The sequence below is a fragment of the Mycobacterium sp. 3519A genome (genome assembly GCF_900240945.1).
Lineage (GTDB): Bacteria > Actinomycetota > Actinomycetes > Mycobacteriales > Mycobacteriaceae > Mycobacterium.
Map to the genome: position 1 here is coordinate 1,120,442 of NZ_OESG01000012.1, position 13,146 is coordinate 1,133,587.

Here is a 13,146-nt window from a genome sequence, read left to right on the forward strand (position 1 = left end):
CTTTCAAACTTACGGCCGGCATGCTGGCCGCATGAGCACAGTGGTGCTGAGTGAACTTCCCGGCCGGCCATGTCCGATCGCCGCGGCGCTCGAACTGGTCGGCGAGCGCTGGGCGCTGCTGATCGTGCGGGAAATCGCGTTGGGCGCAACCCACTTCAGCGACATCGTGGCGGGCACCGGGGCGCCCCGCGACCGGATCGCCGCCAGACTCAAGGCGCTCGAGAGCGCGGGCGTCGTCATCCGGTCGCCCTATCAGAGCGCGCCTACCCGCTACGAGTACCGACTCACCGACTCGGGCGAAGCCCTGATTCCGGTGCTCGACGCCCTGCTCACGTGGGGCAAGGCGCACGCCGTCTCGGCCGACGATCCCGATCGTCAGCAGCGCTACCACGCATTCCACAAACTGAAGGAATCTCGATGACCGCAGAACTGGTGGACCCCGACCTGCGCGCAGACTGGGGTCGGAAACGCTCGCGCACCGTGACGTGGCACTCGCCAGGGCCGAGCACGGCCAAAGGCATGTCGATGGCGGGCATCGATTACCTACGCGCCATGGTCGACGGCGAACTCCCCCCGCCGCCGATCGCCGGACTGCTGCAGTTCGAACTCGTCGACGTCGAGTCAGGCCGGGCGGTATTCACCTGCCGCGCAGACGAATCCGCATACAACCCCATCGGCACCGTACACGGCGGTTTGATCTGCACGCTGCTGGATTCGGTGACGGGCTGCGCGGTGCACACCACGCTGCCCCAGGGCAAGGGCTACACCTCGATCGAGATCAAGGTGAATTACCTCAAGGCGGTCCGGGTCGACAGCGGACTGCTGACGGCCACCGGCACGGTGGTCAAGTCCGGTTCGCGGGTCGGCTTCGCGGAGGGCGTGGTGACCGACGCCAGCGGCGCCGTGGTCGCGACCGCGACGAGCACGCTGCTGATCTTCGACCTGTAGCCGCGTTACGTTGATGGGATGGCGCAGCAGCACATCCTGATCATCGGGGCGGGCATCACCGGACTCGCGACGGCGGTGGCGTTGCAGCGACGCGGCCAGCAGGTCAGCGTCATCGAGGAGCGCGCCGACACCTCCTCCGGCGCCGGCATCAGCATCTGGCCCAATGCGCTTGCCGCGCTTGATGAAATCGGCCTCGGCGACGCCGTTCGGGAGGCCGGTGGCAGGGTGACCGCTGGCGCGTTGCGCTGGCATGACGGCACCTGGTTGCGCCATCCCGGGAACGAGCGTCTGGTCAAGGCGCTGGGCGAACCGTTGGTGGTGATCCGCCGTTCCGCCTTGACCGCCGTGCTCGCTGACGCGCTGGCCGAGGGCACCGTGCACACCAGACGGTCCGCGCAGGAACTCGTGGCGACCGCCGACGGTGTGCGGGTCAGGCTGGCCGACGCGTCCGCCGTGGATGCGACGGCGGTGGTCGGGGCGGACGGCACCCGTTCGGTGGTGGCGCGCCATCTCAACGGCGCGCTGGCAGACCGCTATGTCGGTTACACGGCGTGGCGGGGCGTGGCCGAGTGTGTGATCGACCCCGAGGTCGCAGGTGAGGTGCTGGGGCCCGGTGTCGAGTTCGGCCTCGTCCCACTCGGCGCCGATCGCACCTACTGGTTCGCCACCGAGCGGGTGCCGGAGGGCGCCACCTGCCCGCAAGGCGAACTCGACTATCTGAGGGCCCGATTCGGGTCGTGGGCCGATCCCATTCCGCAGGTAATGGCGGCAACGGACCCCGCGGCGGTGCTGCGCAACGACCTCTACGATCGCAACCCGGCGCGGCAGTGGTCGAGGGGCCCGGTCGTGGTGGTCGGCGATGCCGCGCACCCGATGCGCCCGCACCTGGGGCAAGGCGGTTGTCAGGGGTTGGAGGATGCGGCGGTGCTGGCCCGGTTCGTCGACGGCGCCGACGATCTGGCGGCGGGGGTCGCGCGGTTCGTCGCATTTCGCCGCAAGCGGGGGCGCGCCATCGTGCGGGAATCGAAACTGGTCGGGCAGATCGTCAATGTGCGACCCGCGCCGCTCAGCGGACTCGTCGGCCGCGCGACGAAGCTGGTGCCCGAAGCGGTGATGAGCCGACACCTGGCGACGGTGGCGGCGCGGTCGGCGTTCGTACTGCCCGGCGAGCGGGAAACGGCATCGCGGTGAACGCCACGCTGGGGCCTTTGGTCGTCGACGCGGTCGACCCGTGTGCAGTCGAGGGCTTCCGGACCGCCGCCCTTGGCGCGTCGTTTCGCCCACAGACGTGCGCCGAAGTCGTGAAAAACCGTGTGCACCTTGATATTTACGCCTGCTCGATCGAGCCGCTTCTCGAACTCGGTGCGACGGCACCCCGCTGGCCCTACGGTTCGGCAGGCTGGGAGAACCTGATCTGGAAATTCGTCAGGGTCAGCGACGACCGGGTGGTCCCGAATCGCTGGCAGTGGAGCGTCCTGACGGATCCCGGCGTGCGCGTCGACCCGCAGGGCAACGACTTCGTGGTCAGCTGACGTCGCACCCTGGCGGAGTGGGCGCGCTGTCCGATGTAGGTGCCCCCGCCGGATCGACATAGGTGACATCGAGGACCAGCGGTGTGGTGCCCTCGTTACGACCAATGTGGACGTGGTCGGGCCCGGTGGGGTCGGTGATCGCGGCGCCTGCGGGATAGACACCGTCCTGGCGGCAGTCCGCGCCGTAGTGCGTCAACGTGCCCGCCCTGATCACGCCGTACACCTCACCGCGGTGCGTGTGCCAACCAGTGCTGGCGTTCGGCGCAATGGTGATCTCGGTGACGATGTAGTCCTTGTCCTTCACGGTCTGCTTCGACAGCACGACCGCACTCACCCCGGCGGGCGGTGCGGCGTGCGCAGTAGCGGACGAGACGACGACGGCCGACAGCGCAAGCGCCGCCGTTGCTACGCGTCTGGACGATTTCACGAGACTCCCTTCGTTCATGCCCTCAAACTCGGCCGCGTCGAAAAACATTCAAATGCGCGGTGACGAATACGGCGGCCCTGTCGAGGGCTCGCCGCGCACTGACCAGTTGCTCGACATTGAGCTGGAAGACGTGATGCATACCTTCCCACACTTCGAGTTCCACTGTGCCGCCGGAGTTCACGACGGCCTCGGCGAACCGGCGCGAGTCGTCGAGCAGTATCTCGTCGGAGCCCACCTGAAGCAGCAGCGGTGGCAGCGACGAGGTGATTCCGAACAGTGGGGAGGCCCGCGGGTCGTCGGGCGAGGCCGATCCCAGATATGCCGCCGCCGACGCGCGCAGGTACGCCGGATCGAGCAGCGGATCCCCGACCGCGTGTTCCCGCACGCTGGCACCGCTGAGGCTGAGATCTGTCCACGGCGAAAATGCGACCACAGCAGCGACATTGAGCCCTTCCGTGACCGCACGGGCCGCGGTCGCAAGCGACAGGCCGCCGCCGGCGGAGTCGCCGACCACGGCGACCGCGTCATGGCGGTCAGTCAGGCGGCCCAGCGTAGCCACGGCGAGATCGAGCGCCGCAGGCAACTGAGCCTCAGGAGCCAATGGATACTCGAGCGCGAACACCGGGACTCGGGTGCGGGCGGCAACCTGGCTCACCAGGCCGACATACGACGACACGCTGCCCAATCCGTATCCGCCGCCGTGGACGAACATGATGGCCGCGTCCGATGCTGCGTCGTCGGGCCGCACCCAGAGTCCCGGGCCAGGATCACCAGACGTCATGGTCTGCACGGTCGTGCCCGCAGCTATTGGAGTGGCGGCAGTGAACCGGTCGTAGACGGCGCGGGACTCACCTTGCTCGGTCGACCAGAAGCGCGCGAACTCGACCCGCAGTGCGCGTGCCGCGGGTATGTCGGCCTCGTCGATGGGGATGACGGACACTAGCGCTCCTTCCCGTGGCTAGGCGCCCACGAGTCGTCTGCTGCAGGCTTCGGCGATCATGATGGTGGTCAGGTTCGTGCCTACCGAGACGATGTCGGGCATGATCGACGCGTCCGCGACGTGCAGATCGGTCACGCCGCGCACGGCGCCGGATGCGTCGACGACGGCGCTGGCGTCATCGGCGCCGCCCATCGGTACCGTCGAGGTCGAATGGTGATAGCCGTCCACCGTCGCGATGACGGCGTGCTCGACCGCGGCGTCGTCGACGACGTCCTCCCCGGGGGTCATCTCGAACTCGACCACGTCGCGCAAGGGCGCCATCCTGCCTATCCGCCGGGACAACCGCACCGCCTCCATCATCCGCCGAAGGTCGCTTGGATCTTCGAACATGTTGTAACGAATCAACGGTGCGACGCGCGGGTCACGACTGGCAAGCCGAACCGACCCTATCGAGTTGGGCAGCGTCACAGAGCAAGCCAGCACGATCGCTCCCCCGGTCTCGCTCTCGTCCGGGTCGAAGATGTGTGTGCCGGAAATGTGCAGATCCAGTTCACCCGGACCAGCATCGGTAGATCGGGTCCAGATGATCGCCCCTGCAACCGGATCCATCGACTTGAACTCCGGCTTGAGCGCGTACACGTTGTAATAGAACGGGTGCTCTTTGAGACGCTCGCCTACAGGCGCATCGACCAGCACGGGGATGTCCAACTGCCGCAGGTGTGACGACGGCCCGATGCCCGAGCGCATCAGTATTGCCGGACTACCGAAAGCGCCGGCAGACAGGATCACCTGGCCCGCCGTCAGCGTTTCCCCGCTGACCAGCCGCACTCCCGTCGCGCGTCGACCCGCAAAGGTAACGCGGTCAACCTCGGACCGTCCGAGGATCGTCAGATTCGGGCGACTGCGCACATCGTCGGTGAGGTAGGCCATGGCCGTGTTGATGCGCTTGCCGTTCACCACGTTTCGCGGGTAGGGCGACACACCGTGCTGGTCGGCTCCGTTGAAGTCGCTCACCCGTGCCAATCCGGCGGCCTCGGCAGCGCTGACGAATGCCTGCATCGACGGGGTGTTGTCGTCCAGTGTCATCTGGCGAATCGGGAATGGCCCGGATCGGCCATGCCACGCATCGTCACCGGTCGGGGTGTTCTCGAGGTCCTTGAAGATCGGAAGAACCTCGTCGAAGGACCAGCCTTCGATGCCGCGGGCGGTCCAGCTCGCGAAATCAGATGGCCTGGCGCGCATCGCCACCGCGGCGTTGATGGCTGAACTTCCGCCGATGACCTTCCCGCGTTTGGCGTGGATGTCATGCCCGAGGCGGAAGCGGTCTCTGGTGTGATAGCCCCAGTCGTGCGCCGCATCGCCACCGACGCTGTTCGCATTGGCGATTACGTCGGGAAACTCCGCGGTGCGGTAGGCGGGGCCTGCCTCGAGCAACACGACTCGCCTGGTGGGGTCCTCGCTCAATCGGTTCGCGAGCACAGCGCCCGCTGATCCGCCGCCGACGATGATTACGTCGTGTCGCGTCACGAGGTCAGCGCCGCGGCCACCTGGCCCATCAACGTGGCGAAGGGCATATCCAGCGCGGCATAAATGTCAATGGCTTTGGGATCGGCGTTGTCCCCCATGATCTCGACCATCAGGGTGGCGTAGTCGGAGACCTCGATACCCAGGGTGATCAACCGCGCGATCCCAGCCTCGCGCTTGTGACGCGAGAAGGTACCGCACGCATCCAGCGCCACGACAGGATGAAATCCGTTCTCGCGCGCGCAGATTGCGGGCAGCGAGGCGCACACTTCGAAGGACAGACCGGCGAAGATCAAGTGGTCGCGTCCAGTTCGCTTCACCAGGTCGACGAATCGCTCGTCGTCCCAGGCATTCACCGTGGACCGGTCGAGGATGTCGTCGTCACCGAGAACCTGGGCGAGTTCAGGAATCGTCGGCCCCCACATGCTGTCCCTCGCGGTCGTGACGGCGACCATCGGCAGTTCGAGGACCTTCGCCGCCTTCGCCAGCCCCACAACGTTGTGCTTGAGTTCGTTGACGTCGATGTCACGTACGCCGGTGAACAACCCGACCTGGTGGTCGATCAGAAGCACAGCGGTGTTGTCTCGATCGAACCGCACCCGATTCATCTGCTCCTCCATCTCTCCAGCCGCCAACCCAGCCCAGACGGTCAGCTATACTGATAGTCAGTAATAATTACTACTTCTGCTGGCGTGGGTTGTCAAGACACCTGATCAGCGGGTCAGGAACAACCTATGACGGATATCCCCAGCGAACTGGCTGACACCGAGGCTTCATTGAGGCGTATCGCGGTGCTCGTTGCCGATGGTGCCGCACCCGAGAAGCTGTTCGATGCAGTCACCAAGGAGGTGCTTCGACGATTCGGGCCCGGCACGGCCAGGATGATTCGATTCGAGTCTGACGGTACTGCAACGGTTCTCGCGAATGCGGGGACTTCTGGACCACACGTGAAAATCGGCGGCCGATGGGAGAACTATCCGGAGTCGGGCCTCACGGCGACCATCCGGGCCACTCGCGCGCCCGCCCGCGTCGACGACTACGGCGCGATACCCGGAGGTGAACCATATCTGCAGGAAGGGCTGCGCAGCAGCGTCGGCATGCCCATCAACGTCAGCGGTCGATTGTGGGGAATGATCGCCGTCGGGGCAGCGCATGGCCCGTTGCCGCCCGACACCGAGTGCCGGATGATGCAATTCACCGATCTGCTGTCGACCGCGATTGCCACAGCGCAGCATCACGCCGAACTGATTGCGTCACGGACTCGACTTGTCAGCGCCGCCGACGAAGCCCGGCGCCGCATCACTCGCGATTTGCATGACGGCGCGCAGCAGCGCCTCGTCGGGCTTGCGCTGCGATTACGTGCCGCGGCCGACTACTGCACCGATCTCGACGACGCCCGCCACAGCTTGCGCACCGCGGCCGCCGACGCGTTCGAGATCACCGAAGAGCTTCGCGAGATGGCCCACGGCATTCATCCTGCAGTCCTGACCCAAGCCGGTCTTGGGCCGGCCTTGCGGGGACTCGGACGTCGGTCCGCCATTCCCACCGAGGTCCTCGTCTCCCTCACCGACCGGTTGCCTGCTGCCACTGAGATCTGTGCGTACTACATCGTCTCGGAACTGCTCACCAACGCGGCAAAGCACGCCCAAGCGACCGCCGTCCGGATAAGCGCGCACCTCGAGGGGACTCACTTACTCATCTCAGTCCGCGACAACGGAATCGGCGGCGCGGACGCCGAGGGCTCTGGCATCACTGGCGTGCGTGACCGGGTGGCGACCGTCGGCGGCACCTGCCGACTCGAGAGTCCGCCAGGCGGTGGGACCGTCTTCATCTGCCGACTACCGGCAATCGCAGCGCCGCAGCCGTTCTGGTGAACCAGCGAGCCGCTACGGCGCGGCGTCCTGCGCCGCTGCCCGCTGGTGCTCGATGACGGTGTTGAAGTTTGCGAGGAACTGACGGAACTCCGCTGCACCCAGGTTGCGGGCATGCCGCCTCATGATGTCGGCCATGATCGAATCGGCCGCCTCCATCTGTCTGCGTCCCCGTGCGGTCGGCACGACCAGTTTGGCTCGGCGGTCGGCTGGATCGGGCTTACGCCTGACGTAACCCAAGGCCTCGAGGTCGTCGATGATCACCCCGATGACCTGCTTGAGCTGACCCGATAACCGGGCGACCTCTGTTGCTCGAACCCCCTCGGGGCGAAGATATGCCAGTACCGCACCGTGTCGTGGCACGATGTCGTCAAACCCTGCGCCATGCAGGCGACTGAACAATTCATCCTGCACGGCGAACAGCAACCGACCGGCCAGCACGCCGATGTCGTTGCCTCTGAAATTCGCCCGATTCGCCACCACGCCTCCACTGTCCCGCCCACGTGGAGAGCAACCCTATCGGGCGGGTGCTCACGGGCGCACAGTTTCACGGCCGATTCCGAGCTTGACACTCGGCGAACAATCGGCCGCGGAGGCGCGAAAATCCTTCGTGCAGTTGGCGCTAGCCGGTCGTCATGCTGTCGCTGCCCGGCGGAATGTTGTGGTTGGTGCGAAACCGGTTGTGCGGATCGTACTTGGCCTTGGCCGCACGCAGCGCCTGGTACGTATCGTCGGCATAGGCGCGGCGGGTGCCCGACATCGTGGCATCGGCCGGACCAAGGAAGCTCGGGTGAGCGCCGTCACACGCCCACGGCTGCAACGCCTCGACGAGTTCGCGTCCGCAATCGGCGAAATCGGCAACCTGCTGGCCGGGCGGCACCACGGTCAACCCGAAGTAGGCGAACGCAGCGTCGCGCCTGCCCACCGCGTTCGGCACCGGTGAGGGTCGGCCGAAAGCTCCTTGCAGGTGGCGAATGTCGACGATATTCAGCTGGCTGTTTGTATCGGGACCGACCGCCTCGACGATCGCGTCGACGGTGTCTTCGGTCAGTTCGCGTAGCAGTCCGAAGTGCTCGACGGCCGTTGCGGGATCGGTCGGGTCATTGGTGATGGTCGCGAACTGCGTGTAGGGAATCTCGGCGATGGTGTCGAGTTCGACCGGTGCCGCGTGACGCAACGGTTCGATCAAACGCTGCCCCGCATCGGCGTCACCCACGTAGGAGATCCGCACCGACACGGCGAGCCTGCCCTGCATGAAAAGCGGAAGATGAGGAAGCGGCGGGAAGTTCAACAGCCCCAGCCCGGAGGTGAGCTCGTCGGGAGCGGTCGTCGTGAGTTCACGATAGGCACGCAAGACCGGGCCGATATGGTCACCGGAGAAGAACAAGGACCCGGCGTAGAGATGGGTCACCGGGAACAGTGCGAACTCCATCGCCGTGACGATGCCGAAGTTGCTCTTCCCCCCGAGTAGTGCGGCGAACAGATCTGCCCCCGATTGCGGGGTCACCCGATGCAACGACCCGTCCGCCGTCACCACATCGAGCGATGTGACATGGTCAGACGCCCAACCGTATTTCCGCCCGACGGTCGAGCTGGCCCCGCCGCTCAAGGTGTAACCCACCACGCCGACTCCGGGCGATGAGCCGGCCAGCGGCGCAAGCTCATGTGCTGCCGCGGCATCCACGAGCTCGCCGAACCGGACCCCCGCCTCGACACGCGCCGTCCTGTTGACGGGATCGATGTCGATCTTGTTCATTCGCCTCGTCGTGACGAGCAGAGTTCGGGCATCGGTTGGTAACGACGGACCGTGACCGGTGTTGAGTACGGCAATCCCCATGCCCTCACGCGACGCGAACTCCACGGCCCTACTCACATCTGCCGCGCACTCCGCACCAACCACCATCGAAGCGTGGTGCGCCACTGACTGATTGAAGACCGCCACCTCCTCGGCGTAGCCTGCGCCGCCCGCGAGGAAAAGTGGACCGTCCAACGTTTCATCCAGCCGTTCATGCGCCTCACACCATGAAACCATCGATTGACCTTCCACCTCGTCAGTAGGTAACCCGCTCGGGCATCACAACCGGTATAGACGCGCGGCACGGCAGAACTGATCCACTCTCGAAGATACTTGCCGTGGCGTGTTTTCGGTCTCATTAGTCCAAACCACTTACTACATTAGTGTAGTTCCCTGACTATCTTGATTACTTACTAGTTGCGGTCGGATGGTGGACTATTTGCATCCGGCGTGGCGTCTCACCTCGCATGAGCAGAAAAGGTCCTATGCCGGAGCCACTCGGAGTCGATCCGACGCTACAGCTACTCGCCGACGACATCGCGCAGCATTTCACCCTGGCGAAAGGTGTCGAACATGCCCGCCAGCAGTGGCGCGCGCTCACGGCGTCGACGCCAAAAGAACTGCTGCACATGCGAATCGAAGATCGCACCGTGGGGTTCGGCCCGACAACCGGCGTCGGTGTGCGGATTTACTGGCCGCCGATCGAACAGCAGTTCAACTTGCCGATCGTGGTCTTCTACCACGGCGGCGGTTGGGCCGTCGGCGACCTGGACTCCTACGATGCCATCGCGCGGACCCACGCGTACGCTGCCGAGGCCATCGTCGTTTCAGTGGATTACCGGCTCGCTCCCGAACACCCCTTCCCCGCCGGCATCCGCGACGCGTGGGCAGCATTGCAGTGGGTGGGCGAGCACGCGGCGGAACTCGGCGGGGACCCGGCACGCATCGCCGTTGCCGGCGACTCCGCCGGTGGCAACATCGCCGCGGTGATGGCTCAGTGCGCCAGGGAGAATCACGGGCCGAGATTGGCGTTTCAGCTCTTGTGGTACCCGGCGACCACCATTGACTTCACGCTGCCCTCGGTGGCCGACAAAGCCGATGCCCCGATCCTGAACGTCGACATGATGACGACATTCCTGCGCTGGTATCAGCCGCCCGGCGTCGGCTTCTGCGAGCCAGGGGCGTTGCCCACAACGCTGGCTCCGGCCAACGCCGCGGATTTGTCGCGGCTACCGCTGACGTACATCGCCACAGCCGAACACGACCCGCTACGCGATGACGGCGCGCGCTACGCCGACTTGCTCAACGCCGCAGGCGTCTGGGTGCAACTGCACAACGCGCCGACGCTGACGCATGGCTATTTGAACTTCGCCTCTGCCGTCCCGGCGGCCGCCGAGGCAATGAACCGAGGACTGGCCGCGTTGCGATCCGGGCTGCACGCGAGCTGAGGCGGCGCGATGGATCAGGCCCCGAACGCGCCCAACGGGCTGAGCAGCGCCGAGCACATCTGGCGCGGGTTGATGAAGCCGAGCAGGCCGCTGGTGGGCATCGCGGCGCATCCCGTCTTGGTGACCGGGGCCGACGGCGCGCCGGGCGTCGTCCACACGGCGGGGCTGGCCGCCTGCGCGCCGCACTTGGGCCACGCCTTCAGGCCCTGGGTGCGCAGGACGTTCTCCGCGACCCGGATCTGCTCGGCACGCGATGCGGTGGAGGGATTGCCGACCCCGCCGTTCGAGGACCAGGTCGCCGGCTTGAACTGAAGGCCGCCGTAATGACCATTGCCGGTGTTCGACGACCAGTTCCCGCCGGATTCGCACTGGGCGATGGCGTCCCAGTTCACGCTGTCGGCGCTGGCGGTGCTCGTCGCGACGGCCATCGGCACCAGGCCCAGCGCTCCGGCGATGGCGGTGGCCAACAAGCCCTTGGTGAAAGCCTTACGAATGTTCATCACTGCGGTCCTTCCCCGACCGTTTGAAACAAGGCCCGCTCGAGAAGCTGTGCTCTCCGACGCGGCTACCCGGTGTTTCGGGTGATCAACATCACGCGTTACTCAAGTGTCGAAAGTTTTAATCGTTACTTAATTGGTGTAAGAGGCTTCTGAGAAAGACGAGGCGGTGCCGGGATACCCCCGACACCGCCTCGTTCTGCTCTTTTACTAGCCGCGCTTGCCGCACACCGGCCAGGCGCCGATGCCCTGCGAGCGCAACACGTTCTCGGCGACGCGAATCTGCTCCTCGCGGCTGGCGTGCTGCGGCGAGCCCTTGCCGCCGTTGGCATGCCAGGTGCCCATGGTGAACTGCAGGCCGCCGTAGTAGCCATTACCCGTGGCGATGCCCCAGTTGCCGCCGGACTCGCAGGCCGCGACGGCGTCCCAGTTGACGCCACTGTCCGCATTGGCAGTGCCGGCCCCCAGCGCGATCGGTGCCACAGCGAGCGCACCGGCAATAGCAGCCAGTCCAAACGTCTTGCGGATGTTCTTCACTTCGATCCTTTCGCCAAGCGCGCACCATCGACACCCGCGCAGGGACGCGGGCGTGGCTGCCTGATTCACAGGCGAGGGAGTTGGGCCGCACCGTCTCGGTCAGGTGCGGCAGCGGGAGGCATGAAGCGCCTCGCCGGGCAACAGGCCCGGCGGCTGAGGGAAGCGAGAAACGCTTGCCCAAGTTTTGGTGTCAGCCCCGACTCACACGCAGGTTCTTGGTTTTGAAATTATTTGCTCCGTTTGAAGCTCTTGGGAACGTACAAAGCCTGCGGCGCAAAGTCATATCCGGTAGCGGGCGTGTCGCGGTTTGATCACGAGAAGATCACGGTCGCTGTCGCCGTGGTCTTTGCAGGTCAACCGAGGGTTTGATGGAGCTGCGGATTGCGCGGTCATAGTGTTTCGCCGTGACGGGAATCACGGTCATTTTGTGAGCTGGCACACGCGAATTCGGGTTTAACCGCAGTAGAGACGCTGCTCAGCGACCTCACAGGCGCCACCTTCTGCCACATATTCGCTGATTGGTTACCGCCGGCATCCGGCTACGGATTGCCCCAAATCCGCTGTCCGCGTGATCTTTTCGGCGCACCGGCCGGTGTCGGGCACTATTGGCCCGGTACGGCGCACCGCGTCAATGTCGTTGTTGGACAGCGTGTTCGGGCGAAGCTGGCAAACAGCTGACGGTCCCCGGCGCCACGGGATCGGACGACTGCGGCGCCCGGTCCACCTTGACGCCCTGGCATCGCCGGACAACAGGCAGCCCTTGTCCGGCCGAGCCATTCGTAACGTGACGTAATTGCCGTACGAAGCGGTCATCGCACCAGTAAAGCCGTTGCGGCACAACGGATTACAGCACCGTCGACGCTCTCGACGTAGCTCGTCATAGCGGCAGCGGGCGCCGTCTGATTACGGTGAAATTCGGAAGAATTGCGTGCCCCGAAATTCGACCGGCAGAACGCCGAATTCAGAATTCAGAATCTGCGAATTTGCTAGGCAATTCGCGGCGGGATGATGGCGGCCAGGTCGGCGGCGGTGTTGACGTTGGTCAGCGACGGCTGCTCGGGCATCACGATCCGCTGGGTGTCGACCCGGTCCACCAACGCCCGCATGCTGCGCTCCCCCGCTGCGACCAGTTCTTGGATGCGGTCGGCCAGGGAGGTGCGGTAGATCCCGGCAAGGTAGTGGTCGCGCCCGTCCCAGGGCAGGACCACGTCGGCGCCGAGACGCATCGCAGGGCCAGCGAGTTCGTCGATCAGGCCCGCGTTGAGGTGCGGCATGTCGACGGCGCAGACGAAGGCCAGGTCGAGTCCGGCATCGGCAGCCGCCCGCAGGCCTCGCCCGGTCGCCAGCAGGGGCCCGACCCCACGCTTCTCGTCGCGCAGGACTTGCGCCTCAACCGGGGGCAGTGCCTGTCCCGGCGCTGCCATCACGAACACCGGCGAACAGCGCGTGCTCACGACCGACACCGTGCGCTGCAACAGCGTTGTGCCTTGGTACGGGAGGCTGGCCTTGTCGCGGCCCATCCGGCGGGACTCCCCACCGGCCAGAATGATCGATGCAAGCGGCACGGGGGTCGTCACGTGGATGAGATTAGCCGAACGACGATCAAGCGGCGTAGCCGCGTTGTGGG

Annotated in this window: 14 protein-coding genes and 1 pseudogene; 6 read left to right on the forward strand and 9 right to left on the reverse strand. The window is 65.6% G+C overall.

Going from position 1 to position 13,146, the window contains the following annotated elements; all coding sequences use genetic code 11:
• The first annotated feature begins 31 nt into the window (after positions 1-31).
• From C1A30_RS07560 to C1A30_RS07575, 4 genes are read left to right on the forward strand one after another with little or no spacing between them, the layout of a single operon-like run.
• On the forward strand, positions 32-421 hold the full coding sequence (locus tag C1A30_RS07560) for a helix-turn-helix domain-containing protein (RefSeq protein WP_101947536.1): 390 nt from the start codon (positions 32-34) through the stop codon (positions 419-421).
• Positions 418-948 (forward strand): PaaI family thioesterase, encoded by a 531-nt coding sequence (locus C1A30_RS07565; protein ID WP_101947537.1) that lies wholly within the window; start codon positions 418-420, stop codon positions 946-948. The genes C1A30_RS07560 and C1A30_RS07565 overlap by 4 nt, the downstream gene beginning before the upstream one ends.
• Positions 949-966: 18 nt before the next feature.
• Positions 967-2,139, forward strand: a complete 1,173-nt coding sequence (locus C1A30_RS07570; RefSeq protein WP_101947538.1) for an FAD-dependent oxidoreductase — start codon at positions 967-969, stop codon at positions 2,137-2,139.
• Entirely contained in the window at positions 2,136-2,480 is a 345-nt protein-coding gene (locus C1A30_RS07575; protein WP_101947539.1) for a hypothetical protein, read from the forward strand. Before C1A30_RS07570 ends, C1A30_RS07575 begins: the two co-directional genes overlap by 4 nt.
• Here the strand turns inward: C1A30_RS07575 and C1A30_RS07580 are convergent.
• The 4 genes from C1A30_RS07580 to C1A30_RS07595 are packed head-to-tail and all read right to left on the reverse strand — an operon-like array spanning position 2,473 to position 5,979.
• Complete coding sequence (locus tag C1A30_RS07580; protein WP_235009680.1) at positions 2,473-2,907, reverse strand: cupin domain-containing protein; 435 nt, start codon at positions 2,905-2,907, stop codon at positions 2,473-2,475. The genes C1A30_RS07575 and C1A30_RS07580 overlap by 8 nt on opposite strands.
• Before the next feature lie 22 nt (positions 2,908-2,929).
• The gene (locus C1A30_RS07585) at positions 2,930-3,847 is read right to left on the reverse strand and encodes an alpha/beta hydrolase (protein WP_101947540.1); all 918 of its coding nucleotides are present in this window, start codon (positions 3,845-3,847) and stop codon (positions 2,930-2,932) included.
• A gap of 18 nt (positions 3,848-3,865) precedes the next feature.
• Complete coding sequence (locus C1A30_RS07590) at positions 3,866-5,374, reverse strand: GMC family oxidoreductase (RefSeq protein WP_101947541.1); 1,509 nt, start codon at positions 5,372-5,374, stop codon at positions 3,866-3,868.
• On the reverse strand, positions 5,371-5,979 hold the full coding sequence (locus C1A30_RS07595; protein ID WP_101947721.1) for an isochorismatase family protein: 609 nt from the start codon (positions 5,977-5,979) through the stop codon (positions 5,371-5,373). The genes C1A30_RS07590 and C1A30_RS07595 overlap by 4 nt, the downstream gene beginning before the upstream one ends.
• Positions 5,980-6,105: 126 nt before the next feature.
• Between C1A30_RS07595 and C1A30_RS07600 the strand changes: the two genes are divergently transcribed.
• The gene (locus C1A30_RS07600) at positions 6,106-7,245 is read left to right on the forward strand and encodes a GAF domain-containing sensor histidine kinase (protein ID WP_101947542.1); all 1,140 of its coding nucleotides are present in this window, start codon (positions 6,106-6,108) and stop codon (positions 7,243-7,245) included.
• Positions 7,246-7,257: 12 nt separating this feature from the next.
• On the opposite strand, the gene C1A30_RS07605 is transcribed toward C1A30_RS07600, so the two are convergent.
• Positions 7,258-7,725: a MarR family winged helix-turn-helix transcriptional regulator gene (locus C1A30_RS07605; RefSeq protein ID WP_200828182.1), complete on the reverse strand. Its 468-nt coding sequence runs from the start codon at positions 7,723-7,725 to the stop codon at positions 7,258-7,260.
• A 139-nt stretch (positions 7,726-7,864) separates the two neighbouring features.
• Entirely contained in the window at positions 7,865-9,232 is a 1,368-nt protein-coding gene (locus tag C1A30_RS07610) for an FAD-binding oxidoreductase (protein ID WP_160112705.1), read from the reverse strand.
• Positions 9,233-9,522: 290 nt separating this feature from the next.
• On the opposite strand from C1A30_RS07610, the gene C1A30_RS07615 reads away from it, so the two are divergent.
• Complete coding sequence (locus C1A30_RS07615) at positions 9,523-10,485, forward strand: alpha/beta hydrolase (protein ID WP_101947544.1); 963 nt, start codon at positions 9,523-9,525, stop codon at positions 10,483-10,485.
• Between the two features lie 14 nt (positions 10,486-10,499).
• Here the strand turns inward: C1A30_RS07615 and C1A30_RS07620 are convergent, their stop codons facing one another.
• From C1A30_RS07620 to mobA, 3 genes and pseudogenes are all read right to left on the reverse strand, one after another.
• Complete coding sequence (locus C1A30_RS07620; RefSeq protein ID WP_101947545.1) at positions 10,500-10,985, reverse strand: transglycosylase family protein; 486 nt, start codon at positions 10,983-10,985, stop codon at positions 10,500-10,502.
• Positions 10,986-11,192: 207 nt separating this feature from the next.
• Positions 11,193-11,417: pseudogene (locus C1A30_RS07625) on the reverse strand (transglycosylase family protein); the annotation flags it as partial.
• A gap of 1,088 nt (positions 11,418-12,505) precedes the next feature.
• The gene (mobA, locus tag C1A30_RS07630; RefSeq protein WP_101947547.1) at positions 12,506-13,096 is read right to left on the reverse strand and encodes a molybdenum cofactor guanylyltransferase; all 591 of its coding nucleotides are present in this window, start codon (positions 13,094-13,096) and stop codon (positions 12,506-12,508) included.
• Positions 13,097-13,146: the final 50 nt, after the last annotated feature.

Coding starts and splice junctions, on each gene's coding strand:
- C1A30_RS07560 (WP_101947536.1), top strand. CDS start 32: ATGAGCACAGTGGTGCTGAGTGAACTTCCCGGCCGGCCATGTCCGATC.
- C1A30_RS07565 (WP_101947537.1), top strand. CDS start 418: ATGACCGCAGAACTGGTGGACCCCGACCTGCGCGCAGACTGGGGTCGG.
- C1A30_RS07570 (WP_101947538.1), top strand. CDS start 967: ATGGCGCAGCAGCACATCCTGATCATCGGGGCGGGCATCACCGGACTC.
- C1A30_RS07595 (WP_101947721.1), bottom strand. CDS start 5,979: ATGAATCGGGTGCGGTTCGATCGAGACAACACCGCTGTGCTTCTGATC.
- C1A30_RS07600 (WP_101947542.1), top strand. CDS start 6,106: ATGACGGATATCCCCAGCGAACTGGCTGACACCGAGGCTTCATTGAGG.
- C1A30_RS07615 (WP_101947544.1), top strand. CDS start 9,523: ATGCCGGAGCCACTCGGAGTCGATCCGACGCTACAGCTACTCGCCGAC.
- C1A30_RS07620 (WP_101947545.1), bottom strand. CDS start 10,985: ATGAACATTCGTAAGGCTTTCACCAAGGGCTTGTTGGCCACCGCCATC.